The following is a 23,138-nucleotide window of genomic DNA, read 5'->3' as shown; positions in this document are numbered from 1 at the left end:
ATCCCTAATCTCGATCGCTGACCACGGAGCGCTGTGAAGCGCCAGTCCTCACCATGGAAGAAGCGATGAGATCCACGCTGTCCAAGATCGCCGCCGCCCTCACCGCGGGCGCGCTGACGTTGACCCTGGCCGCCTGCGGTGGTTCCGACGCGGGGACGAAGACCCTGCGCGTCGGGACCCTGAGCGACGCCCCGCCGTCGATCTACCTGGAGAACGGCCGCTTCACCGGCTACGACAACGAGTTGCTGCGCGACATCGCCAAGCGTGAGGGCTTCGAGGTCGAGTTCGTCGGCACCGAGTTCTCCAGCCTGCTGGCCGGCGTCGCGACCGGCAAGTTCGACATCGGCAGCTCGACGATCTCGAGCACCGAGGCGCGCAAGAAGACGGTCGCCTTCTCCGACGGCTACAACACCGGCTTCACCACCGTCGTCACGGCGAAGGGCGCCAACCTCAAGGACGTCGCCGCGCTGTCGGGCAAGCGCCTCGGCGTGGTCCAGGGTTCGGTGCAGGACGAGCTCGCCGGCAAGACCGCCGGTGCGCAGGTCGTCCGCTTCCCCGACTACAACGCGGGCTTCGCGCAGCTGAAGAACGGCACGCTCGACGGCTGGGTCGTGCCGCAGGACATCGGCCAGAAGTACCTGGACCAGAACCCCGGCGTGCCGCTGGAGCTCGGCTACACGGTCGAGGACAAGGACACCCCGTCGGCGTTCGCGGTCGCCAAGACGAACACCGATCTGCTGAACAAGCTCAACGACGGCCTGCGGAAAGCCGTCGCCGACGGTACGGTCGCCCGGATCTACGGCCAGTTCTACAAGAACACGCCGCTGTCGAAGGAACTCCAGCAGGGCGGCCCCGGGCTGCCGGTCAAGAACGCGGGTGCGTGACATGAAGAAGCTGATCGTCACCGTGCTGGCCGCCGCCCTCACGCTCACCGCGTGCGGCGGGGGTTCCGAGAGCGCTTCCTCGACGCTGCGCGTGGGGACGCTGAGCGACGCGCCGCCCAACGTCTACCTGAAGGACGGGAACTACACCGGCTTCGACAACGAGCTGCTCAAGGCCATCGCGGCCAAGCAGAACCTGAAGCTGGAGTTCGCCTCGACCGACTTCTCCGCGCTGCTCGGGCAGGTCGCCTCCGGCCGCTTCGACATCGCCAGCTCGGCGATCGCGCAGACCGACGAGCGCAAGAAGACGGTCGACTTCTCCGCGGCCTACGACTTCGAGACGATGAGCATCCAGGCCAAGCAGGGCACCCCGGTCACCGACGAGAAGGGCCTGGCGGGCAAGCGCGTCGCCGTCATCCAGGCGACCGTCGGCGACCACTGGCTGACCAGCACCGTGCCCGCCGCGCAGGCCGTGCGCTTCCCCGACTACGCGGCCGCGCTGACCGCGCTCAAGACCGGCGCCGTCGACGCGTACATCCTCGACCAGAGCATCGCCGAGAAGAACGTCACCGACAACCCGGACGCCAAGCTCGTCGTCGTGAAGAGCTTCGTCACCGACGTGCCGCACGGTTTCGCCGTGAAGAAGGGCAACGCCGAACTGCTCGGGAAGGTCAACGACGGGCTCAAGCAGGTGATCTCCGACGGGACCTGGCTTAAGCTGCACCAGCAGTTCCTGCCGACCGCTCCGGTGCCGGCCGGGTTCCAGGGTTAGGAGAAGCATGAAGAAGACACTGGTCACGGCGCTCACCGCGACCTTGCTGGCCGCGCTCACCGCGTGCGGCGGCTCGGACAGCGGCGACGGCAAGACCCTGCGGGTCGGCACGCTGAGCGACTCGAAGCCGAACGCCTACCAGGAGAACGGCAACTACACCGGGTTCGACAACGAGCTGCTCAAGGCGATCGCGGCCAAGGAAGGCCTGAAGCTGGAGTTCGCCGCGACGGAGTTCTCGGCGCTGCTCGGCCAGGTCGCCAACGGCACGTTCGACATCGGCAGCTCGGCGATCTCCCAGACCGAAGCCCGCAAGAAGACCGTCGACTTCTCCGCGCCGTACAACTACCAGTCCCTCGGCATCGAGGCCAAGGAGACCGCCGGCATCACCGACGAGAACTCGTTGGCGGGCAAGCGGATCGGCGTCGTCCAGGGCACGGTCTCGGACACCTGGCTCGGCTCGAACGCGCCGACCGCGCAGGCCGTCCGGTTCCCGAACGACGCGGCCGCCCTCAACGCGCTCAAGACCGGCGCGATCGACGGCGCGGTGTTCGACCAGGCCACCGCCGAGGACTACGCGAAGAACAACGCCGACGCGAAGCTCAAGGTGACCAAGGCGATCACCACGACCATCCCGCACGGGTTCGCCTTCAAGAAGGGCAACAACGACCTGATCGGCAAGATCAACGACGGTCTCAAGAAGGTCATCGCGGACGGGACCTGGGTCAAGGTGCACGACCAGTTCGAGCCGACCGCGCCGGTGCCGGCGGAGTTCAAGGCGGGGCAGTAGTCCACAATGGACGATTTTGTCAACACGTTCCTGGACTGGGACTACATTTCGCAGGTTCTGCCGGACCTGCTGAAGACCGGTCTGCTGAACACGCTCGTCCTGTCGGTGTCCTCGGCGCTGATCGGCACCGTGCTCGGCATGCTGCTGGCCGTCATGGGCCTGTCCACCAAGTGGTGGCTGCGCTGGCCCGCGCGGATCTACACCGACATCTTCCGCGGGCTGCCGGCCATCCTGACGATCCTGCTGATCGGCCAGGGGCTCGGCACGCTCGCGCGGGACGTCGTCGGCACGAACCCGTACCCGATGGGCATCCTGGCGCTGTCCCTGATCGCCGCCGCCTACATCGGCGAGATCTTCCGGTCCGGCATCCAGAGCGTGGACAAGGGGCAGATGGAGGCCAGCCGGGCGCTCGGGATGAGCTACACCAAGTCGATGCTGCTGGTGATCATCCCGCAGGGCGTCCGGCGGGTGCTGCCCGCGCTGGTGAACCAGTTCATCGCGCTGGTCAAGGACTCCAGCCTCGTCTACGTGCTCGGGCTGCTGTCCGGGCAGCGCGAGCTGTTCCGGATCGGCCAGGACCTCGCGGCCAACACCGGCAACCTCTCGCCGCTGGTCGCCGCGGGCGTGTTCTTCCTGGTGATCACCGTGCCGCTGACGCACCTGGTCAACTACATCGACAAGAAGCTCCGGACCGGCCGCAAGGTGCGCGTCGACGACCCGGACGACAGCGACCCGGTCGAGATCGGTCCCGGAGGGAGGGTGAGCACGTGGTGACGACGGCGGTGCGCTCGTCCAGCGTGGAGCTGCGCGACATCCACGTCAGCTTCGGCACGCTCGAAGTGCTGCGCGGGGTCGACCTCAAGGTGCCCAACGGCAAGACGACGTGCGTCATCGGGCCGTCCGGCTCCGGCAAGTCGACGCTCCTGCGGTGCGTGAACCGCCTGCAGGAGCCCGATTCCGGCGACCTGCTGCTCGACGGCGAGTCCGTGATCAAGGCCGACCCGGACGCGCTGCGCCAGCGCGTCGGCATGGTGTTCCAGCACTTCAACCTCTTCGGCCACCGGAGCGTGCTGGACAACATCGTGCTGCCGCTGCGCAGCGTGAAGAAGATCGGCAAGGAGGAAGCGGCGGAGATCGCCCGCGCCCGCCTCGCCGACGTCGGCCTCGCGGACAAGGCGCCGTACCGCCCGAGCGCGCTTTCGGGCGGTCAGCAGCAGCGCGTCGCGATCGCGCGGGCGCTGGCCATGGACCCCGAGGTGATGCTCTTCGACGAGGCCACCAGCGCGCTCGACCCGGAACTGGTCAAGGGCGTGCTGAACCTGATGGCCGGGCTGGCTTCGCGGGGCCTGACGCTGATCGTGGTCACGCACGAGATGGGGTTCGCCAGGAGCGTGGCCGACGAGGTGGCGTTCATGGACGCGGGCAAGATCGTGGAGCAGGGCCCGCCGGCCCGGCTCTTCGACGACCCGCAGAGCCCGCGCCTGCAGCGGTTCCTGTCCCAGGTGCTCTGAGCGCGGGCGTGCCCGCGCTCAGAACCCGGTCGGTACGTGCACTTCGCGGCCGACGCGGCGGGCTTCGGCCAGCAGTTCGCTCCGCCACCGGTCCCACAGCCCGGCCATCCGCGACGTGACGATCACCACGTCCACGGACTGGTCGGGCAACGGCGTGCGCAGACCCATGGTGTGGTGCCCGGTGTGCCGGCCCGACGCGGTCGCCTCCGCCAGCAGCGCGGCGTCGAAGTCCAGCAGGATCGCGGGCGGCACGGTGGCCGGGATCTCCCCGCCGGCGCCGAGAACGGCGATCTTCGCGCCCGGGGGAAGGTTCCGCACGGCCTCGGCCAGCTCGGCCGCCACATCCGTGCCGCGCGCCCGCTCCTGCCACTCCACCAAAGCCCGGTAGTCCGCTTCGTAGCTGATGAAGAGGTGCTTGACGGCCAGCGCCCAGCCGATCTCGACGACCGGCTCCCGGTGCTGGGCCAGGAAGTGGAGCATGTTCTGGGCGAACTGCTCCCACAGGTCGAACTGCTCCCGCTCGTGGGGCAGGTCGACCACCCAGGCGTCCTCGGAGACCTCGAACCGCACGCCGTGGCGGGACAGCCGGAAGCCGAGCTCCGTGTCCTCCCCGCCCCAGCCGTGGAACCGCTCGTCGAAGCCGCCGACCGCCCGGAAGTCGGCCAGGCGCATGGAGCAGTTGATGGTCCAGAACAGCCGCCACGGCAGGAGGTCGGTACCGGCTTTGACGTCCATCAGCTGCTCGTGCCGGACGTCCCGGAAATCCGGGTCGTCGGCGTAGCGCGCGACGGTCTCTTCCGGTCCGAGCCGCTCCACGGCTTCGGTGACCCAGGACGTGTCCTTCTCCGGGCTGTACCCGTGCGCGTACCCGATGACCGCCCGGCGTTCCCGGTCGTCGCGGTGCGCCGCGAGGTGGCGGAGCAGGAGGTCGGTGCCGAACAGCGGCCCGGTGTCCAGGAAGAACAGGATGGGCGCGGTGGCCAGCGCCGCCCCCGCGTTGCGCGCGGTGCCCGCCCGGAACCCGAGGTCCTCCTGGAAGTGGTACTTCACCCGCAGCCGGTCCGCGAAGGACTCGACCACCTCCCTCGTCGCGTCGGACGACCCGTCGTCCGCGACGATCACCTCGAACTCCCCCGGCGGCAGCTGCTGCCGCGTCAGGTGTTCGAGGGTGGTCCGCAGCATCTCGCAGCGGTTGTACGTGGGGATGACCACGGAGATCCGTGGGCGAGCATGGTCCGAAGGCATGGTGACCGACCGATCCTCTCCTGACTCGCGCGACAAGAGCGTGGCACCGGCCACCGCGGCCGGGCGTCTCCGGAAATGCGGTCCGTCCTCCGGGTGGCCCCCGGGTAGCCTGCGGGCATGGCGAGGATCGCGCGGCTGACGTACTACCCGGTCAAGGGGTGTGCCGGTACTTCGGTGCCGTCCGCCGAGGCCGGGCCCGCCGGGCTGGCGCACGATCGGGTCTTCCAGGTCGTCGCCCCGGACGGCGACTTCCGCAGCCAGCGCCGCTACCCGGTGCTGGCCGCGGTCCGGCCGCGGGTGCTCGGCGACCGGCTCGCGCTGTCCGCACCGGGCCACGGCGAGCTCGAACTCGACATCCGCCGCGACGGTCCCCGGCACCCGGGTTCGACGTTCTCCTGGCAGGGCGAGGGTGTCCACCAGGGGAAGGCCGCAGCCGAATGGTTCTCGGACCTGCTCGGCCTGCCGTCGGTGCTGATCGGGGTCGCGCCGGACCACGAGCGCGTCACCGGCGGCGAACACCCGGGCACGGCCGCGTTCGCCGACGGGCACGCGCTGCTCGTCGCCTCGGAGTCCTCTTTGGACGGACTGAACGCCCGCATCCTCGAACGCGGCGGCGAACCCGTGCCGATGGACCGCTTCCGCCCCAACGTCGTCGTCTCCGGCTGGCTCGAGCCGCACACCGAAGACGAAGTCCGCGCGATGGCGGTGGGCACCGCGGAGTTCGGCTACGCCAAGCAATGCGTGCGCTGCACGGTGCCGATGGTCGACCAGGAGACCGGCGAGAAGGCCGGCCCGGAGCCGATCCGCACGCTGGCGACCTACCGCCGGCACGCCGACGGCGGGGTGGTCTTCGGGATGAAGGCCGCGGTGCTGCGCCCGGGTCAGCTGGCCGTGGGCGACGAGGTGATCGTGCACTCCTGGGCGGGCCCGAGCCCCAGCACCGCGGCCGCCGAACCGCCGTTGACGGCGACCGCGAGCCGTCCGGCCGAGTCGGTGTAGAGCACGCTCGCGCCGGCGGGGACGTCCGCGAACGTCCGCCCGAGCACCGTCGTCACCGCGACCCGCTCGCTGTGCACGGAAACCGCGCCGGTCAACCCGGACAGCTCGAGGTCGGCCGGTGTCGCGGCGAGTTGGACGTTGCCGAAGTGGTCGACGGTCAGCACCTCCGACACCAGCTTCCCGGGGAAGGCCGCGACGAACGGTTCCGGCATCGGGACCAGGTCGGTGACCGGGTCGCCGAAGTCCGAAGGTGCCACCCCCAGCGCCAGGTGCGCGGCCGCCGGGGCGAAGACGTCCCGCCCGTGGAACGTCGCCGACGTGACCGGCAGCCGCAGCGACGGCTCGGCCAGCTCGTAGGCCGCCCGGATCCCGCCCAGCGCGTGCGCGGCCGGCAGCAGGAGGCCGTTGTCCGGCCCGACCAGCAGCCCCTCCCCGGCGACCACGACCACGCCGAGCCGGGTGGTGCCCACGCCGGGGTCGACGACGGCGACGTGCACCGACGGCGGCAGGAACGGCGCCGTCTGGGCCAGCGCCATGGCCCCGTGCCGGATGTCCTGGGGCGGCACTTCGTGCGTCACGTCGATCACGCGCACGGCGGGCGCGAGCCGCGCGATCACGCCATGGCAAGCCGCCACGAAGCCGTCGCGCAGGCCGTAGTCGGTGGTCACCGAGATCCAGTCGTACGCCATGCCAGCATCATCCATGGTGGCGGAGGGTGCCGGTTAGGGTTCAGTGCGTGACACCCCTCCCCACCCTCACCACCGGCAAGGTCCGCGACCTCCATGCCGTGGGCGACGACCACCTGCTGGTCGTCGCGTCCGACCGCATTTCGGCCTTCGAGCGCGTCTTCCCCACCCCCGTCCCGGACAAGGGCCGGGTGCTCACCGCGATGAGCGCGTTCTGGTTCCGCGAGCTCGCCGACGTCCTGCCGAACCACCTGGTGGCCTCCGACGGCCCGCTGGTGCCCGCGGCCTTCCGCGGCCGCGGGCTGCTGGTCGAGCGGCTCGACATGCTGCCGGTGGAGGCGGTCGTCCGCGGGTACCTGACCGGCCGCGGGTACGCCGACTACCGCCGGTCCGGCGCGGTCTGCGGGCTCGGGCTGCCGGCCGGGCTGCCCGAGGCGGCCCGGCTGCCCGAGCCGATCTTCACGCCGTCCACCAAGGCGCGGCCCGGCGAACCGGACGAGAACATCGACTTCGACACCTTCGCGTCCGTGCTCGGCCGCGCGCTCGCCGAAGAGGTCCGCGAGGCGTCGCTGGAGCTGTACCGCCGGGGCGCCGCGCGGGCCGCGGAGCAGGGCCTGCTGCTCGCGGACACGAAGTTCGAGTTCGGCATCGGGGCGAGCGGCGGGCTGGTGCTCGCGGACGAGCTGCTGACCCCGGATTCCGCGCGCTACTGGCTCGCCGGCGATCACCGGCCGGGCCGCCCGCGGCCGTCGTTCGACAAGCAGCACGTGCGCGACTGGCTGGTCGGCCCGTCGTCGGGCTGGGACTGCGTGTCCGCGCTGCCGCCGCTGCCCCCGGCGGTGGTGACCGCCACCCGCGACCGGTACATCGAGGCGTACCACCGCATCACCGGGCTTTCCCTGGCAGACTGGCCGCGTGATCCTGCTGATCTGCGGCAGCCTGCGAGCAGGCTCGGGCAATGCGGCGGTGCTGGGGACCGTCGCGACCCTCACCACGAGCACGACCTACACCGGCCTCGGCGAGCTGCCGCACTTCAACCCCGATGACGACCGCGACCCGCTGCACCCGGAGGTCGCTTCGCTCCGGCAGGCGATCAAGGAAGCCGACGCGATCCTGATCTGCACGCCGGAGTACGCCGGCGGGCTGCCGGGCTCGTTCAAGAACCTCCTGGACTGGACGGTCGGCGGCGGCGAGATCTACGGCAAGCCGGTGGCGTGGATCAACGCGTCCTCGATCGCGGCGCCGACCGGCGGCCGGGACGCGCACGACTCGCTGCGCAAGGTGCTGACCTACGCGGGCGCGAAGATCGTCGACGAGGCGTGCGCCCGGATCCCGGTTTCCCGCGCGGACGTCGCCGACGGCCAGGTCGCCGACCCCGACCTGCGCGGGCGGATCGCGATGGCCGTGCAGCTGCTGCGCGAGGGCAGCTGACGCTTCCGGCAACGGTCGCCGGCCCGTTCTGCGCAGTTCACGGGAGTTTCAGCCGCGTGCGTCCCAATGGTGGCGTGGACGCTCGCTTGCTGGTTTCGCTGTCGGGAATCACCCCGCGCACGCTGCACCGGTGCGCCGACCTCGCGGCCGAGCTCGACCGCCGCAAAGTGCCGTTGTCACTGCTGTACGCCGCCCGCACCGGCGAAGGCCCGGTGACGGAGTGGGTGCGCACCCGCACCCGCGGCGGCGATTCCGTGCTGCTGCACGGCTACGACCACACCGTCGCGCCCACCCACCGCACGGTGTACCTGGGCAAGAAGGCGGAGTTCGCGACGCTGCCGGCGCACGAGGCCCGGCTGCGGCTGATCGCGGCGAAGGCGTTGCTGGACACCGCCGGTCTCGACGTCGACGGCTTCGCGCCGCCGCGCTGGGTCGCGTCGCAGGGCACGCTGCAGGCGTTGGCCGAGCACGGTTTCCGGCTGTGCGCCGACCTCGGTGCGGTGCGGGACCTCGTCACCGGCGAGGTGCGCCGCGCCCGCGTGAGTGAGTTCACGAGCCAGTCGCACCGCACGGAGACGGTGCGCTGCTTCGCGCTGGTGCTGGCGGCGGCGCGCGCGGCCCGCCGGGGCGGGCTGGTCCGGCTGGGGGTGGAAGCCGCGGACCTCACCCGCCCCGGCCTCCGGCAGGCGCTCCTCGACGCCGTCGACGTGGCGCTGGAGAACCGCGCGTTCGGCGCCACCTACGGCTCGCTGCGCACCGTCGCGGCCTGAGCCAGGTTCCGATGCCGGCCGCGGGCGCAGCCCTCGGTGGGGGGTGTCCTAGAACTTCGCGGGTTCGCCCCGGTCGAGCACCTTGACCTCGGTGCCTTCGGGCGCGAGGTTGCCGAACAGGCCGTAGTGCATGGCGGGGTTGGCGAGCACGGCCTCGTGAATGGGCACGGCCACTCGCGGCGCGACGGCCCGCAGGTAGTCGACCGCTTCCCCGGCCTTCAGCCACGGCGCCCCGGTGGGCAGCCCCAGCACGTCGATCTTCTGCTCCGGCACGAAGAACGAGTCACCGGGGTGGAAGAAGGCGCCGTCGTCGAAGACGTACCCGATGTTCGGGATGACGGGAATGTCGGAGTGGATGACGGCGTGCTCCCCGCCGACGGCCTTGACGGACGTGTCCCCGACCGCGAAGGCGTCCCCGACGTTGGCGACGTCGAACGGAACCCCCAGCTTCTGGACGGCTTCGGCGGACCCGGGATCGACGATCAGCTTCGCCTCCGGGTTGGCTTCCAGGATCTTCGGCAGCTTCTCGACGTCGAGGTGGTCGAAGTGCTGGTGCGTGACCAGCACGGCGGACAGTTCCCGCTCACCCTCGAACCCGGTGGAGAACGCGCCGGGGTCGATCAGGATCCGCTCGGCGCCGGTCTCCAGGAGCAGGCAGGCGTGTCCGAAATGGACGATACGCATCGATGGTTCTCCTTCGCAGGTGGACGATTCCAGCCTAGTCAAAGCTTCCCCGCCAGCAAGGCGTCGCCGAGTTCCGTCCGGCGGTACAGCACCCGGTGTCCCCGCCGCTCCGAAGCCAGCAGCCCCGCGCCGCGCAACGCCGTCAAGTGCGCCGACACCGTCGCCGGTGCCAGGCCGTGCCGGGCGGCGAGCTCGGTCGTCGCCGCCGGGCGGTCCAGCGTCGTCAGCAGGAGTGCCCGCGTGCGGCCGAGGATCTCCGACAAGGCCTCCGGTGCCGCCGTCTCGGCCGTCCACAGGGAGGCGACCCCGCGGGCCGGGTACAACACCGAAATCTGCCACGGCGGCACCGTCACCACCCCGACGCCCGGCCACGCGAACACCGCCGGGATCAGCAGGAGCCCGCGCGAGTCGATCTCCAGCCGCTCGCGGGCCCGGACGTCGACCAGCACCGACGTCCCCGAGAGCCGGACGCGCGGGTGCAGCTCCGCGAACATCGACGCGGTGCCGCCCGAACCCAGCTGCCGCGTGCGGAACGCGATGTCCGCCGCCAGCAGTTCGCGCAGGCGGGGCCACTCCGGCGCGAGCAGCGCGTGCCACACGGTCTCGAGCTGGTCGGCGAGCAGGTCGCGCGCGGTCGCCGGATCGTCGGGCAGCAGCGACAGGTCCGCGTCGACCATCCCCAGCTCCAGCGCCACCTGGGCCGGCGGTGTCGCGCGCACGGCCCGCAGCTGAGCCGAAGCCGTCGTCTCCGGGCCGTCGGGCGGCGGGCTCAGGAACTCGGTGATGTAGTGCCGCGCGCTCAGCACCGCGGCCAGCTCGGGGACGTCGGGAAGATCGGACAGCCACGGCGGGTGCGCGGGGTGCGCGCGGACGCCGAGCAGCGTCTGGACGGCGCCGAGCACCTCTTCCAGCGGCGAAATCGCGAACCGGACGCGTTGGCTCCCGGCCGCGGTCAGGACGAGCTCGATCATCGCCGATTCGCTCTCACCCGAATGAGTGTGCCGCACGAACGCCGCCGGAGAGGGTGCCGACATGTCGTTGTTCACCCATCGCGCCTACTGGCGCTGGTCGGCAGGCGTGCAGTTCGCCCGGCTCCCGGCGACCATGGCGCCGCTCGCGTTCACCTTGCTCACGACGGCCACGACCGGCTCGTACCGGCTGGGTGGCGTGCTCATGTCGGTCTTCGTCGCCGCCGAGATGGCCGGCGCCGTGCCGGTCGGGCGGCTGCTCGACCGCGTCGGCCCCGCGCGCGGCCTGACGGCGCTGCTGCTCTTCACCGCCGCCGGGTTCGCCGCACTGGCACTGGCCGCCGACGCGCCCACCCCCGTGCTCGTCGGGCTCGTGGTGCTGCCGGGGATCTCCGCCGGCGCGCTGTCCGGCGGCTTCCGGACGCTGCTGGCCGACACGGTGGACGACGAGCTGCTGCCCCGCGCGATCTCCGTCGACGCGATGCTCCTCGAAGGCGTGCTGATCGGCGGCCCGGCGCTGGTCGCGGTGCTCGACCTGGCCGGCCCGGTCGTCCCGGTGGCCGCCATGGCCGTGGCCTGCGTGGCCGCCGCCGCGCTCGTCCCGCGTCGCGCGGGTGTCCCCGATCGGGTGGAGTCCGCCGTCGACGTCCCGCCCGCGCGGCTCCTCGCCTACTTGCCGTGGCTGTGCTGCGCGTTCACCGTCGGGCTGCTGCTCTCGACGATCGAGGTCGCGCCGCTGCCGCTGGTGCAGCGCCTCGGCGCGCCGGGAACGACCGCGCCGGTCGTCATCGCCGTGCTCAGCGGGGCGAGCATCCTGGGCAGCGCGCTCTACGCGTGGCGCGGCAAGACCGGCGACCCGCGGCTGTTCCTCGCCGGGTTCGTGGCCGGCGGGCTCACCCTCGCGGCCGATTTCGGCTGGCCCGGGCTGATCGCCTCGATCGCGGTCATCGGCGGGTGCACCGGGCCGCTGGTCGCCGCGACGTCGGTCAACCTCCAGCGTCTCCTGCCGAAGAACCGCAGGTCAGCGGGGTTCTCGCTGAGCTTCACCGTGCAGGCGTGCGGGTTCGGGCTGGGCTCGCTGGCGGTCGGCGTGCTGCCGTTGTGGCTCGCCCCGCTGTTCGGTGTCTTTGCCGCGGCGATCGCCGGTGGAATGCTGGTGGTGAAGCCCGCGCGAGCTATTGGCACAGTGTCAGTAACGTCGTAACCTGGGCTGAACCTCGACCCACGGGAGACGCCGATGACTGCCGTCCAGCCGAAGCCGACGTCGGTCGGCGAAACCTTCGACTCGCTCAGCCCGGCGACCGACGAGGTGGTCGGAACCTACCCGATCCACACGGCGGACGACGTGAAGGCGGCCGTCGAGCGGGCGCGCGTCGCGGCGCTGTGGTGGGAAGGCCTCGGCTTCGCCGGGCGCGCGGAGCGGCTGAAGAGCTGGAAGGGCGTGCTGACGCGCCGGCTGCCGCAGCTGTGCCAGGTGGTCCGCGACGAGACCGGCAAGCCGATCGCCGACGCGCAGCTCGAGAGCGTCCTGGCCATCGAGCACATCGCCTGGGCGGGCAAGCACGCGAAGAAGATCCTCGGCAAGCAGAAGCGCTCGGCCGGGCTGCTGATGTCGAACCAGGCCGCCACCGTCGAGTACCAGCCGCTCGGCGTCGTCGGCGTGATCGGCCCGTGGAACTACCCGGTGTTCACCCCGCTCGGCTCGATCGCGTACGCGCTCGCGGCGGGCAACGCCGTCGTCTTCAAGCCGAGCGAGTACACCCCCGGCGTCGGGAAGTGGCTGGTCGACGCGTTCGCCGAGATCGTCCCGGAGCAGCCGGTGCTGCAGCTGGTCACCGGCTTCGGCGAGACCGGCGCGGCGCTGGTCGGCGCCGGCGTCGACAAGATCGCGTTCACCGGCTCGACCGCGACCGGCAAGCGCATCATGGCCGCTGCCGCCGAGACGCTCACCCCGGTGGTCATCGAGGCGGGCGGCAAGGACCCGGTGCTCGTCGACGCGGACGCCGACCTCGACGCCGCGGCCGACGCCACCGTGTGGGGCGCCTTCTCCAACTCCGGTCAGACCTGCATCGGCGTCGAGCGCGTGTACGTCCACGAGAAGGTGCACGACGCGTTCGTCGCGAAGGTCGTCGAGAAGTCCAAGGACGTCCGCGCGGGTTCGGACGAGGCCGCGCAGTACGGCCCGGTGACGATGCCGTCCCAGCTGGGCGTGATCAAGCGCCACATCCAGGACGCGCTGGCCCGCGGCGGCAAGGCGGTCCTCGGCGGCGAGGACGCGGTCGGCGACCGCTACGCGCAGCCGACGGTGCTGGTCGACGTCCCGGAGGACTCCGAGGCGGTCACCGAGGAGACCTTCGGCCCGACGGTGACGATCGCGAAGGTCCGCGACATGGACGAAGCGGTCGAGCTGGCCAACAGCACGAAGTACGGCCTCGGCTCGACGGTCTTCTCGAAGTCGCGCGGCGTCGAGCTGGCCGAGAAGCTGCGCACCGGCATGACGGCGATCAACGCGCCGCTGTCGTTCGCGGGCATCGCGTCCCTGCCGTTCGGCGGGGTCGGCGACTCGGGCTTCGGGCGCATCCACGGCCCCGAGGGGCTGCGCGAGTTCGCCCGCACGAAGGCGATCGCCCGTCAGCGCTTCACGGCCCCGCTGACGCTGACGTCGTTCACCCGCAAGGAATCGACGGACGCGCTGGTCGCCAAGCTGGTGACCATCCTGCACGGCAAGCGCTAGCGGCCCCGGATCAGATCCGCGGCCTTCTCCGCGACCATGACGGTCGGCGCGTTCGTGTTGCCCCGCGGCACCACGGGCATCACGGACGCGTCGACCACGCGCAGGCCCTCGACGCCGTTCACCCGCAGCTGCGGGTCGACGACCGTGCCGATCGAGCAGGTCCCGACCGGGTGGTAGAGCGTCTGCGTGTTCTCGCGGATGTGGTCGGCCAGCTCGGAATCGCTCAGATCGTGCCGCGCGGGCAGGAACGGCTGGTCGAGGAACCGCTTGAGCGGCCCCGACTTCCCGATGTCGATCAGCGCGCGCAGCCCGGCGATCATCGTCTCCATGTCCTTCGGCTCCGCGTAGTACGCCGGGTCGATTTCCGGCTTCCACAACGGGTTCGCCGACTTCAGCCGCAGCCGGCCGCGGCTCGCGACGTCCACCAGCGTCGCCGCCGACGTGAAGCCCGGGACCGTCGGTTCGCGCAAGCCGTTGTCGTAGAACAACGTCGGCGCCACGTGGATCTGCATGTCCGGTGCGGGCAGGCCGTCGCCGGTCGGGAAGAACGCGCCCGCTTCGCCGATGTTGGACGCCAGCGGCCCGCGCTTGGTCAGCTGGTAGCGGACGAGGCCGCGCGGGGTCGCCGCGTCGACCAGGTCGGTGGTGCCGCGCGTGGACCAGATGATCCCGCAGGCCGGGTGGTCGTGCAGGTTCTCGCCGACGCCGGGCAGCGCCGCGACGACGTCGATGCCGTGCTCGCGCAGGTGCTCGGCCGGACCGACGCCGGAAACCATCAGCAGCTGCGGCGAATTGATCGCCCCGCCGGAGAGGACGACCTCGGCCGACGCGTGCGCGGTGCGCTCCACGCCGTTGTCCAAATAGGACACGCCGACCGCGCGGGTGCCTTCGAAGACGATCCGGGTCGCGGGCGAGGACGTCTTCACGGTGAGGTTCGGCCGCTCGAGCGCCGGGCGCAGGTAGGCGTCCGCGGTGGACCAGCGGCGGCCCTTCTTGCAGGTCACCTGGTAGACGCCGGCGCCTTCCTGGCTCTCGCCGTTGAAGTCGTCGGTGCGCTTGAGGCCCCACGAGACGGCGGAGTCGACCCAGGCGTGCGACAGCTCGTGGGTGAACCGCCGGTCCTCGACGTGCAGCGGGCCGTCGGTGCCGTGCAGCGGCCCGCCGAGCCGCTGGTTGCCTTCGGCTCGCTTGAAGTACGGGAGGACGTCGTCCCAGCCCCAGCCCTCGGCGCCGTGGGAATCGCGCCAGCCGTCGTAGTCGGCGCGGTTGCCGCGGATGTAGATCATCGCGTTGATCGACGAGCAGCCGCCGAGCACCTTCCCGCGCGGCCAATAGGACGTCTTGCCGGTGTGCTTCTGCTCGACGGTCTCGTAGTTCCAGTCCCACTTGGTCTTGAACAGCGAGGGGAACGCGGCGGGGATGTGGATCTCGTCCGCGGTGTCCTCGCTGCCCGCTTCGAGCAGCAGGACCTGGGCCGACGGGTCCTCGGTGAGCCGGTTGGCGAGCACGCAGCCCGCGCTGCCGGCGCCGACGATGACGTAGTCGAAGGACTCCTGGACGGCCACGGTGCCTCCTGTTGGCGAGATGTCAACGACTCATCATGGCGCAGCGCCGCGCCCTCGGCCAGTCTAGGTTTTCCGGTGGCCCTCGCCACCTGGGCGCGAGTGCGGCAATCGGTGTCAACTATGCTGGCCCGGTACCCACGACCTGCGTGAATAAGGAGCAGCCTGCCGTGGCCCGAGTCGTCGTCGACGTCATGCCGAAGCCCGAAATCCTCGACCCGCAGGGGCAGGCCGCGCTCGGCGCCGCCGGCCGCCTCGGCTTCACCGGGATCAAGGAGATCCGCCAGGGCAAGCACTTCGAGATCGAGGTCGACGACACGGTCGACGACGCCACGCTGGAGAAGATCGCCGAAGGCTTCCTCGCGAACCCGGTGATCGAGCAGTGGACCATCAAGCGGGTGGAGGCGTGAGCGCGCGCATCGGCGTCATCACCTTCCCGGGCACCCTGGACGACGGCGACGCGGCCCGCGCGGTCCGCTACGCCGGCGCCGAGGCCGTCCCGCTGTGGCACGCGGACGAGAACCTGCACGACGTCGACGCGGTCGTCGTCCCGGGCGGCTTCTCGTACGGCGACTACCTCCGCGCGGGCGTGATCGCCCGCTTCGCCCCGGTGATGACCCCGGTGATCGAGGCGGCGCGGGGCGGCATGCCGGTCCTCGGCATCTGCAACGGCTTCCAGATCCTGTGCGAAGCCGGGCTCCTGCCGGGCGCGATGATCCGCAACCAGGGCCTCCACTTCATCTGCCGCGACCAGTGGCTCCGGGTCGAGAACACCGGCACGGCGTGGACGACGCGGTACGACGAAGGCGCCGAGATCCTCATCCCGATGAAGAACATCGACGGCTGCTACATGGCCGAGCAGTCCACTTTGGACGAGCTCGAGGCCGAGGGCCGCGTGGTCTTCCGGTACGTGGGTGGCAACCCGAACGGCTCGCGCAACGACATCGCGGGCATCCGCAGCGAGAACGGCCGGGTCGTCGGGCTGATGCCGCACCCGGAGCACGCGATCGACGCGCTGACCGGGCCGTCGGACGACGGGCTGGGCATGTTCTTCAGCGCGGTGGACGCGCTGGTCAAGGCCTGACGCGAAGCAGCCGGGGTGCCGGTGGCGCCCCGGCTGGTCGCGGTCAGAGGCTGCTCAGCGCCTCGGCGACCCCGTCGCGGTCCGCGTTGACCGGCCTGCTGCACCAGGCGGGTGTGCTGCGCCCCTGGCACACCTGGATCTTGAGGCGGTCGAACCCGCCGACGCGGTCCGGGTCCCCGATCGTGAAGTGGAACGGCTCGGTCTTGTCGGCGGGCGTGGTCCGGGTCGTGCTGTCGATCTTCACCGAGCCGGAGTAGGCCTCGAAGAAGACGGTCGTGCCGGAACCTTCGATGTCGGTCATGCTTCCCTGCACCTCCGCGGTCCGGTTGCCCCACGCGACACCGCCGATGGTTCCGCCGATGGCGCAGGTCGTGGGGCACAGGTCGAAGCTGTCGTTCGGCCAGCCGGCCGCGGCGGCCGGCGTGGCCGCCACGGTGATCACGATTCCGGCGGCGACCGCCCCGGTTCGCAGGGCAAGGCGTGTCGACGTCATCCGGCTTCTCCCTCAGGTCGGACCGGGCGTGCCCCGGCACCGCTGACACGCCCGGACCGGCTCCGCGGTTGAGGCGGCGAGCCCTCAGGTCTTGCTCTGGTCGTTCGACAGCCACTTCTCCGGCCGCACCCGCACCAGCACCGACCGCTCCCCGAGCGACGCGTCCACATAGGCCGTCGCCTGCTCCGCCGGCCAGTACCGGTGCGCGATCCGCAGCGCCTGCTCCCGCGTCGGCGGCGAGTCGTTCGCCACCACCGGCCCCTCGACCGTCACGTACCGGTACGGCGGGGTCTCGTCCTGCGCCACCAGGCTCAACCGCCCCGCCGCGCGGATCGAGCGGTCCTTGACCGTGTCCCGCTCCATCCAGATCAGCAGCTCGCCGCCCGGCGAGTAGTCGTACCAAACCGGGACCGCCAGCGGGGCCCGGCCCGCGCGCTCCACCGCCAGCACCCCGATGTGCGCCCCGCTCAGGAACTCTTCGCGTTCCGCCACGGTCATCACGAAAGACGACATGTCACTCCCCAGCGTCCGTTGACACCGGGGAGCAACACGCCACCGCGTCCGGACATTCCGGACTACGAAGCCGCCGCCACCAAGCGGGCGTACGAACCGCCCGCCGCCAGCAAGGCCGAGTGCGGGCCCAGCTCCGTGATGCGGCCGTCCTCGACCACCGCGACCCGGTCGGCCGCCGCGGCCGTGTGCAGGCGGTGGGCGATCGCGATGACCGTCCGCCCGGACAGCACGCTGTTCAGCGACCGCTCCAGGTCCCGGGCCGAACCCGTGTCCAGCAGGGACGTCGCTTCGTCGAGCACCAGCGTGTGCGGGTCGGCCAGCACCACCCGCGCCAGCGCCAGCTGCTGTGCGATCGCCGCCGGCACCGGGTGCTCGCCGGAACCCAGCTTCGTGTCGAGCCCGGACGGCAGCGACGCGACCCAGTCCGACGCGCCCGCCGAGGCCAGCGCGGCCAGCAGTTCCTCGTCCGGCCAGTCGCCACCCGAGCGCCGGGCCGGCAGCGCCAGGTTCTGCCGCAGCGTCCCGGAGAACACGTGGTGCTCCTGGGTCAGCAGCAGCACCTCGCCGCGCAGGACGTCGTCGGCCAGCGCCGAGACGTCCTGGCCGCCGATCCGCACCGAGCCCGACGACGGCGCCGCGATGCCCGCCAGCAGCCGGCCGAGCGTCGACTTGCCGGCGCCGGACGGCCCGACGATCGCCAGCCGCTCGCCGCGCGGCACCCGCAGGTCGATGCCGTGCAGCACTTCGCGGTCGGCGGTGTAGGCGAACCGGACGTCGTGCACGTCGATGTCACGCCCGCGCGGTACCTCCGTCACCTTCGGCGCCCCCTCGGAAGCCACCGAGTGGACGCCGCGGATCCGGCGCGCCGCGGCCGCCGCGACCTGCAGATCCTCCAGCCAGAACAGCGCCTCGTTCAGCGGCGCCGCCATCGCCTGCATGTACAGCAGCACCGTGGTGATCTCGCCGAGCCCGGCCCAGCCCCGCGTGTGGGCGAGCAGGCCGAGCGGCAGCATGACCGCCATCGGCACGACGTAGCTGATCTCGAGCGACGGCAGCCAGCGCAGCTGCAGCGCCCGCATCCGGCGCTCGCCGTAGATGCTGCGGTCCAGCGCGTCGTACGCCGCGCCGACCCGCCGGTCGGTCAGGCCGAGCGCCTCCACCGTGCGCGCGCCCTCGGCCGTCTCGTGCACGCTCGTGGTCAGGTCCGCCCAGCGGTCCAGCATCCACTGCATGACCGCCGGGATCCGCCGCTGGTACCAGACGTTCACCGGCACCAGCAGCGGCACCGCGACCAGCAGGCCCAGCGCCAGTAGCGGCGACGTCAGCACCATCGCGACCACCGTGAACACCACGGTCACCACCGCGACCAGGATCTCCGGCGCCGCGAACCGCGCCGCGTGGTCGATCCGGCCGAGGTCGGTGGTGGCCCGGCTGAGCAGGTCGCCGGTGCCCGCCGCTTCGACGGTGCCGAGCGGCAGCCGCAGGGCCGTCCCGACGAACTCTTCGCGCGTGTTCGCCAGCACCAGCTCGCCGAACACCGCGCCGCGCATCCGCGCGACCTTCCGCGCCAGCGCCTGCAGGACCAGGATCCCGACGAACGCCGCCGCGAGCACGTCGACGTGGCCGGTGGTGGTGCCGGCCGCGACGGCGTCGACCAGCGCGCCGAGCAGCTGCGGCCCGGCCAGCCCGATCAGGGTGGCCACCGCCAGCGAGCCCAGCAGCAGGCCGAACTCGCGTTTGTGGAGCACCGCCGTCCGCAGCGCCCAGCGGCGGACGTCCCGCCGGGACGCCGTGGGGAGCCGTTTCACACCGTCACCACCTTCGCCGTGAAGACTTCGTCCGCCACGTGTGTCCACAAGGGACTCTGGCTGAACACCACCGTCGTCTTGCCGCGGCGAAGCGCCGCGACGCGCTCGGTGATGCGGGCCTCCGTGTGCGCGTCGACCGCCGACGTCGGCTCGTCCAGCACCAGCACGTCGGCGTCGGCCGCCAGCGCGCGGGCCAGGTTCAGCCGCTGCCGCTGGCCGCCGGACACCTCGCGCCCGCGCTCGCCGATCACCTCGTCGACGCCGTCGGGCAGCGCCGCCACGATGTCGTCGGCGTCGGCCGCGGACAGCGCTTCGGTGATGCCCACGCCGGTCTCCCGCGCCGGCGCCAGCTGCTCGCGCAGCACACCGGAGAACCAGATGTCCTGGTTGTGTGCGTAGACGACCCGCCGCCGCAGCTCCGCGAGCGCGACGTGGTCCGCCCGGACGCCGCCGACCAGCACCGCTTCGCCGTCGGCCGGGTCGGCGAACCGGGCCAGCCGGTCCGCCACCGCTTCGCCGTCGGCACCGAAGTCGACGACCGTCAGGCGGCCGGGCGCGACCCGGACGCCGGACTCGGTGTCCACCAGCTCCAGCGGCCCTTCGGGCAGCGGCACCGGGTTCTCCGGGTCCGCCAGCTTCGGGCGGATCGCCAGCAGCAGCGCCACCACCTTCCGCGACGCGACCAGCCCCGACGTGATCGAGCCGACCGCCTCCGTCGCGGCCGTGACCGGCCAGATCAGGAACGCCGAAACACCGTAGAACGCCACCAGCTGCCCGACGTCGATCGAGCCGGCCACGGCCAGCCGCGCGCCGAGCCAGGTGATCACCACGGTGACCAGGCCCGGCAGCGCGATCTCCGCCGCGGCCAGCCACGCCTCGGCCTTGCCGACCTCGATGCCGGCCCGCCGCACCCGCTGGCTCGTCTCGCGGAAGCGGGCGAAGAACCGCCGCTCGCCGCCGATGCCGCGCAGGATCCGCAGGCCGGACACGATGTCCGCGCCCAGCGCGTTGACGTCCCCGCGCTGCTCACGCTGCTTCGCCTTGCGCTTCTGCAGCGGCGCGAGCAGCGGTCCGATGCCGAGCACCGCGACCGGCACGCCGACGAGCGCGACCACGCCCAGCAGCGGCGACGTCGAGACCAGCCACACCGCGACCACGACGAACGCCAGCAGCGAGCCGACCGCCCGCCCGGTCATCTCGACGGTGTTGCCGATGTGGTTGATGTCGGTGGTGCTGACGGCGACGAGGTTGCCGGTGGTCGTCTGCTCGCGCAGCCCGGCGCCGACGCGGGTGGTGTGCGCCGACACGGCCCGTTGCGTCGTGCCCGCGCCGTGCAGCCACAGGCCGTAGTTGAGGAAGTGCAGCCAGGTCCCGAAGACCGTCTGCACCAGGCCGAGGACGGCCGCCGCGAGCGCCCAGCGCCCGACGGCGGCGCCGTCGTGCGCGCCGATGGCGCCGATGCCCTGGCCGACGACCAGCGGCAGCAGCGCACCGGGAAGCGCCCAGACGACACCGATCGCGGCCGCGCCCAGCACCGTCCCGAGCCGGGCCCGGAAGACGGCGAGCAGGAAGCGGCTCGCGCTCGGCCGTGCGGGCAGCCGCAGCGGCGGAAGGGGGTATGTGGCGGAAAGCACGATTCTCGACGTTAAGCCGACACCCGGGCGAAGGCGACCGATTTTCCCGCCGCCCACGCCAGGTGCCCGGTCCGGAGCGCCCCAATGTGGCGTTGGTTGCGTCCAACGCACCGAACGCCACATTGGGTGCGCTGGACGCACCGAACGCCACATTGGGGCGCTTGGGTGTTGCGCCGCTCACACCGGCCGGGGGCCGTCCGATTTCGGTGGCCCACCGTCCGGGGCGCCACCGGGCGGCCCGTATCCTGGCGGCCGTGGCGAACCCTGACACGGACACCGTGACCAGCACCGTTGACACCACCGAGCGCGCCGGGGCGACCCCGGAGCACACCCAGCCGTATCGCGAATTGGGCCTTGCCGACGACGAGTACGCCCGCATCCGGGAAATCCTCGGCCGCCGGCCCACCGACGCCGAGCTGGCCATGTACTCGGTGATGTGGAGCGAGCACTGCTCCTACAAGTCGTCGAAGAAGCACCTGCGGTACTTCGGGGAGACCGCCACCGACGAGATGAAGGCCAAGATGCTGGCCGGCATCGGCGAAAACGCGGGCGTCGTCGACATCGGCGAGGGCTGGGCGGTCACCTTCAAGGTGGAGAGCCACAACCACCCGTCCTATGTGGAGCCGTACCAGGGTGCCGCGACCGGCGTCGGCGGCATCGTCCGCGACATCATGGCGATGGGCGCGCGGCCCCTCGCGGTCGCCGACGCGCTGCGCTTCGGCCCGGCCGACGCCCCCGACACCAAGCGCGTGCTGCCCGGCGTCGTCGCCGGCGTCGGCGGCTACGGCAACTGCCTCGGCCTGCCCAACATCGGCGGCGAGCTCGTCTTCGACCCGTCCTACGCCGGCAACCCGCTGGTGAACGCCCTGTGCGTCGGCGCGATGCGCGTCGAGGACCTGCACCTGGCGTTCGCGTCCGGCACCGGCAACAAGATCATCCTGTTCGGCGCGCGCACCGGCCTCGACGGCATCGGCGGCGTTTCCGTCCTGGCGAGTGACACCTTCTCGGGTGATGAATCGTCGGGCGGCCGCAAGAAGCTCCCGAGCGTCCAGGTCGGCGACCCGTTCACCGAGAAGGTGCTCATCGAGTGCTGCCTCGAGCTGTTCGCGCAGAAGCTGGTCGTCGGCATCCAGGACCTCGGCGGCGCCGGGCTGTCCTGCGCGACGTCGGAGCTGGCCGCGGCCGGCGACGGCGGCATGCACATCCACCTCGACCGCGTTCCGTTGCGCGCCAACGGGATGACGCCCGCCGAGGTGCTCTCCAGCGAGTCGCAGGAGCGCATGTGCGCGGTCGTCTCGCCGGAGAACGTCGAGGCGTTCATGGCGGTCTGCCGCAAGTGGGACGTCATCGCCACCGACATCGGCGAGGTCACCGACGGCGAGCACCTCGTCATCACGTGGAACGACGAGGTCGTCGTCGACGTCCCGGCGCACACCGTGGCGCACCAGGGCCCGGTGTACGACCGGCCGATCGAGCGCCCGTCCACTCAGGACGCCTTGGTCGCGGACACCTCCGCGAAGCTGCCGCGTCCGTCCACACCGGACGAACTGCGCGCGGACGTCCTCAAGCTCATCTCGTCGCCGAACCAGGCGTCGAAGGAATGGGTGACCTCGCAGTACGACCGGTACGTGCGCGGCAACTCCGTGCTCTCGCAGCCGTCGGACTCGGGCATGATCCGGATCGACGAGTCGTCCGGCCGCGGCGTCTCGGTCGCGACGGACTGCAACAGCAAGTTCGTCTACCTCGACCCGTACCGCGGCGCGCAGCTGGCGCTGGCGGAGGCGTACCGCAACGTGGCGACGGGCGGCGCGACCCCGGTCGCGGTCTCGGACTGCCTGAACTTCGGCGCCCCGACCGACCCGGGCGTGATGTGGCAGTTCGAGCAGGCGGTCCACGGCCTCGCGGACGGCTGCGTCGAGCTCGGCATCCCGGTGACCGGCGGCAACGTGAGCTTCTTCAACCAGACCGGTTCGACGGCGATCCTGCCGACCCCGGTGATCGGCGTCCTCGGCGTGATCGACGACGTCACCCGCCGCATCCCGACCGGCATCGGCGCGGAAGCCGGCGAAACCCTGCTGCTGCTGGGCGAAACGCACGACGAGCTGGACGGCTCGGCCTGGGCCCGCGAGCTCCACGGCCACCTCGGCGGTGTTCCCCCGCGCGTCGACCTGGCCCGCGAGAAGCTGCTGGGCGAGATCCTGGTGGCGGGCTCCCGCGACGGCATGATCTCGGCGGCGCACGACCTGTCCGACGGCGGCCTGATCCAGACGCTGGTCGAAACCGTCCTGATCGGACAGTGCGGCGCCCGGGTCTTCCTCGACACCGACCAGGACCCGTTCGTCCAGCTGTTCTCCGAGTCGGCCGGCCGCGTACTGGTGGCGGTCCCGCGCACGGAGGAACTGCGCTTCACGGAGATGTGCACGGCCCGCGGCCTGCCCTGGCGCAAGACCGGCGTGGTCGACCCGGAGTCGGGCACGCTGGAGCTGCAGGGCATCACGGAGTTCACGCTGGACGAGCTGCGCGAGGTCTGGGAAGGCGCCCTGCCGGCGCTGTTCGACTGAGCACCGGAGGGCGCC

At 71.7% G+C, this 23,138-nt stretch carries 23 protein-coding genes; 14 read left to right on the top strand and 9 right to left on the bottom strand.

The features are described 5' to 3' along the window. Positions 1–65 precede the first annotated feature (65 nt). Genes AB5J73_RS10490 through AB5J73_RS10470 form a run of 5 tightly spaced genes read left to right on the top strand, consistent with a single transcriptional unit; the run spans position 66 to position 3,951 of the window. Positions 66–884, top strand: coding sequence for an ABC transporter substrate-binding protein (locus AB5J73_RS10490; RefSeq protein WP_160694923.1), 819 nt, complete (start codon positions 66–68; stop codon positions 882–884). A gap of 1 nt (position 885) precedes the next feature. Then, the gene (locus AB5J73_RS10485) at positions 886–1,653 is read left to right on the top strand and encodes an ABC transporter substrate-binding protein (protein ID WP_370969501.1); all 768 of its coding nucleotides are present in this window, start codon (positions 886–888) and stop codon (positions 1,651–1,653) included. 7 nt (positions 1,654–1,660) lie between these two features. Beyond that, positions 1,661–2,440, top strand: a complete 780-nt coding sequence (locus AB5J73_RS10480; protein WP_370969500.1) for an ABC transporter substrate-binding protein — start codon at positions 1,661–1,663, stop codon at positions 2,438–2,440. A 6-nt stretch (positions 2,441–2,446) separates the two neighbouring features. Beyond that, complete coding sequence (locus tag AB5J73_RS10475) at positions 2,447–3,214, top strand: amino acid ABC transporter permease (protein ID WP_370969499.1); 768 nt, start codon at positions 2,447–2,449, stop codon at positions 3,212–3,214. Further along, a complete protein-coding gene (locus AB5J73_RS10470) occupies positions 3,211–3,951 on the top strand; it encodes an amino acid ABC transporter ATP-binding protein (RefSeq protein WP_370973055.1) in 741 nt (246 codons plus the stop codon). Before AB5J73_RS10475 ends, AB5J73_RS10470 begins: the two co-directional genes overlap by 4 nt. Before the next feature lie 18 nt (positions 3,952–3,969). Here AB5J73_RS10470 and AB5J73_RS10465 read toward each other — a convergent pair whose 3' ends face one another. Next, a complete protein-coding gene (locus AB5J73_RS10465; RefSeq protein ID WP_370969498.1) occupies positions 3,970–5,163 on the bottom strand; it encodes a glycosyltransferase in 1,194 nt (397 codons plus the stop codon). 150 nt (positions 5,164–5,313) lie between these two features. On the opposite strand from AB5J73_RS10465, the gene AB5J73_RS10460 reads away from it, so the two are divergent. Further along, the gene (locus AB5J73_RS10460) at positions 5,314–6,195 is read left to right on the top strand and encodes an MOSC domain-containing protein (RefSeq protein WP_370969497.1); all 882 of its coding nucleotides are present in this window, start codon (positions 5,314–5,316) and stop codon (positions 6,193–6,195) included. On the opposite strand, the gene AB5J73_RS10455 is transcribed toward AB5J73_RS10460, so the two are convergent. Next, positions 6,078–6,884: an S-adenosyl-l-methionine hydroxide adenosyltransferase family protein gene (locus tag AB5J73_RS10455; protein WP_370969496.1), complete on the bottom strand. Its 807-nt coding sequence runs from the start codon at positions 6,882–6,884 to the stop codon at positions 6,078–6,080. The two genes, AB5J73_RS10460 and AB5J73_RS10455, sit on opposite strands and share 118 nt — an antisense overlap. 47 nt (positions 6,885–6,931) lie before the next feature. Here AB5J73_RS10455 and AB5J73_RS10450 point away from each other — a divergent pair, with 47 nt between their 5' ends. The 3 genes from AB5J73_RS10450 (at position 6,932) to AB5J73_RS10440 (ending at position 9,082) form a co-directional block, all read left to right on the top strand. Next, entirely contained in the window at positions 6,932–7,927 is a 996-nt protein-coding gene (locus AB5J73_RS10450; protein ID WP_370969495.1) for a phosphoribosylaminoimidazolesuccinocarboxamide synthase, read from the top strand. Then, on the top strand, positions 7,848–8,312 hold the full coding sequence (locus AB5J73_RS10445) for an NADPH-dependent FMN reductase (protein ID WP_370969494.1): 465 nt from the start codon (positions 7,848–7,850) through the stop codon (positions 8,310–8,312). Before AB5J73_RS10450 ends, AB5J73_RS10445 begins: the two co-directional genes overlap by 80 nt. A 74-nt stretch (positions 8,313–8,386) precedes the next feature. Next, positions 8,387–9,082, top strand: a complete 696-nt coding sequence (locus tag AB5J73_RS10440) for a DUF2334 domain-containing protein (RefSeq protein ID WP_370969493.1) — start codon at positions 8,387–8,389, stop codon at positions 9,080–9,082. Positions 9,083–9,130: 48 nt separating this feature from the next. On the opposite strand, the gene AB5J73_RS10435 is transcribed toward AB5J73_RS10440, so the two are convergent. Beyond that, positions 9,131–9,766, bottom strand: coding sequence for an MBL fold metallo-hydrolase (locus tag AB5J73_RS10435; RefSeq protein WP_370969492.1), 636 nt, complete (start codon positions 9,764–9,766; stop codon positions 9,131–9,133). 38 nt (positions 9,767–9,804) lie between these two features. Further along, positions 9,805–10,737 carry a DUF5937 family protein gene (locus tag AB5J73_RS10430; RefSeq protein WP_370969491.1) on the bottom strand — a complete coding sequence of 311 codons (933 nt, stop codon included), beginning with the start codon at positions 10,735–10,737 and terminating at the stop codon, positions 9,805–9,807. A 61-nt stretch (positions 10,738–10,798) separates the two neighbouring features. On the opposite strand from AB5J73_RS10430, the gene AB5J73_RS10425 reads away from it, so the two are divergent. Both AB5J73_RS10425 and AB5J73_RS10420 read left to right on the top strand, forming a co-directional pair. Beyond that, positions 10,799–11,938, top strand: coding sequence for an MFS transporter (locus AB5J73_RS10425; RefSeq protein WP_370969490.1), 1,140 nt, complete (start codon positions 10,799–10,801; stop codon positions 11,936–11,938). 33 nt (positions 11,939–11,971) lie between these two features. Further along, on the top strand, positions 11,972–13,468 hold the full coding sequence (locus AB5J73_RS10420) for an aldehyde dehydrogenase family protein (RefSeq protein WP_370969489.1): 1,497 nt from the start codon (positions 11,972–11,974) through the stop codon (positions 13,466–13,468). Here the strand turns inward: AB5J73_RS10420 and AB5J73_RS10415 are convergent. Beyond that, positions 13,465–15,033 carry a GMC family oxidoreductase gene (locus tag AB5J73_RS10415; protein WP_370969488.1) on the bottom strand — a complete coding sequence of 523 codons (1,569 nt, stop codon included), beginning with the start codon at positions 15,031–15,033 and terminating at the stop codon, positions 13,465–13,467. The two genes, AB5J73_RS10420 and AB5J73_RS10415, sit on opposite strands and share 4 nt — an antisense overlap. A gap of 167 nt (positions 15,034–15,200) precedes the next feature. Between AB5J73_RS10415 and purS the strand changes: the two genes are divergently transcribed. Together purS and purQ are read left to right on the top strand one after the other, a co-directional pair. Further along, positions 15,201–15,440: a phosphoribosylformylglycinamidine synthase subunit PurS gene (gene purS / locus AB5J73_RS10410; RefSeq protein WP_086861396.1), complete on the top strand. Its 240-nt coding sequence runs from the start codon at positions 15,201–15,203 to the stop codon at positions 15,438–15,440. Then, the gene (gene purQ / locus AB5J73_RS10405) at positions 15,437–16,114 is read left to right on the top strand and encodes a phosphoribosylformylglycinamidine synthase subunit PurQ (protein ID WP_370969487.1); all 678 of its coding nucleotides are present in this window, start codon (positions 15,437–15,439) and stop codon (positions 16,112–16,114) included. Before purS ends, purQ begins: the two co-directional genes overlap by 4 nt. Before the next feature lie 43 nt (positions 16,115–16,157). On the opposite strand, the gene AB5J73_RS10400 is transcribed toward purQ, so the two are convergent. The 4 genes from AB5J73_RS10400 to AB5J73_RS10385 all read right to left on the bottom strand — a co-directional run bounded on the left by AB5J73_RS10400 (position 16,158) and on the right by AB5J73_RS10385 (position 20,562). Continuing rightward, entirely contained in the window at positions 16,158–16,607 is a 450-nt protein-coding gene (locus AB5J73_RS10400; RefSeq protein ID WP_370969486.1) for a hypothetical protein, read from the bottom strand. A gap of 84 nt (positions 16,608–16,691) precedes the next feature. Next, on the bottom strand, positions 16,692–17,120 hold the full coding sequence (locus tag AB5J73_RS10395; RefSeq protein WP_370969485.1) for a pyridoxamine 5'-phosphate oxidase family protein: 429 nt from the start codon (positions 17,118–17,120) through the stop codon (positions 16,692–16,694). 62 nt (positions 17,121–17,182) lie between these two features. Continuing rightward, the gene (locus AB5J73_RS10390) at positions 17,183–18,928 is read right to left on the bottom strand and encodes an ABC transporter ATP-binding protein (RefSeq protein ID WP_370969484.1); all 1,746 of its coding nucleotides are present in this window, start codon (positions 18,926–18,928) and stop codon (positions 17,183–17,185) included. Further along, entirely contained in the window at positions 18,925–20,562 is a 1,638-nt protein-coding gene (locus AB5J73_RS10385; RefSeq protein WP_370969483.1) for an ABC transporter transmembrane domain-containing protein, read from the bottom strand. Before AB5J73_RS10385 ends, AB5J73_RS10390 begins: the two co-directional genes overlap by 4 nt. 278 nt (positions 20,563–20,840) lie before the next feature. Here AB5J73_RS10385 and purL point away from each other — a divergent pair, with 278 nt between their 5' ends. Then, positions 20,841–23,123: a phosphoribosylformylglycinamidine synthase subunit PurL gene (purL, locus tag AB5J73_RS10380; protein WP_370969482.1), complete on the top strand. Its 2,283-nt coding sequence runs from the start codon at positions 20,841–20,843 to the stop codon at positions 23,121–23,123. Positions 23,124–23,138 lie beyond the last annotated feature (15 nt).

Source organism: Amycolatopsis sp. cg9 (assembly GCF_041346945.1).
GTDB lineage: Bacteria > Actinomycetota > Actinomycetes > Mycobacteriales > Pseudonocardiaceae > Amycolatopsis.
This window is presented reverse-complemented; position numbering and strand designations above follow the sequence as displayed.

Coding starts and splice junctions, on each gene's coding strand:
- AB5J73_RS10455 (WP_370969496.1), bottom strand. CDS start 6,884: ATGGCGTACGACTGGATCTCGGTGACCACCGACTACGGCCTGCGCGAC.
- AB5J73_RS10490 (WP_160694923.1), top strand. CDS start 66: ATGAGATCCACGCTGTCCAAGATCGCCGCCGCCCTCACCGCGGGCGCG.
- AB5J73_RS10485 (WP_370969501.1), top strand. CDS start 886: ATGAAGAAGCTGATCGTCACCGTGCTGGCCGCCGCCCTCACGCTCACC.
- AB5J73_RS10395 (WP_370969485.1), bottom strand. CDS start 17,120: ATGTCGTCTTTCGTGATGACCGTGGCGGAACGCGAAGAGTTCCTGAGC.
- AB5J73_RS10425 (WP_370969490.1), top strand. CDS start 10,799: ATGTCGTTGTTCACCCATCGCGCCTACTGGCGCTGGTCGGCAGGCGTG.
- AB5J73_RS10460 (WP_370969497.1), top strand. CDS start 5,314: ATGGCGAGGATCGCGCGGCTGACGTACTACCCGGTCAAGGGGTGTGCC.
- AB5J73_RS10420 (WP_370969489.1), top strand. CDS start 11,972: ATGACTGCCGTCCAGCCGAAGCCGACGTCGGTCGGCGAAACCTTCGAC.
- AB5J73_RS10480 (WP_370969500.1), top strand. CDS start 1,661: ATGAAGAAGACACTGGTCACGGCGCTCACCGCGACCTTGCTGGCCGCG.
- AB5J73_RS10435 (WP_370969492.1), bottom strand. CDS start 9,766: ATGCGTATCGTCCATTTCGGACACGCCTGCCTGCTCCTGGAGACCGGC.
- AB5J73_RS10400 (WP_370969486.1), bottom strand. CDS start 16,607: ATGACGTCGACACGCCTTGCCCTGCGAACCGGGGCGGTCGCCGCCGGA.
- AB5J73_RS10430 (WP_370969491.1), bottom strand. CDS start 10,737: ATGATCGAGCTCGTCCTGACCGCGGCCGGGAGCCAACGCGTCCGGTTC.
- AB5J73_RS10475 (WP_370969499.1), top strand. CDS start 2,447: ATGGACGATTTTGTCAACACGTTCCTGGACTGGGACTACATTTCGCAG.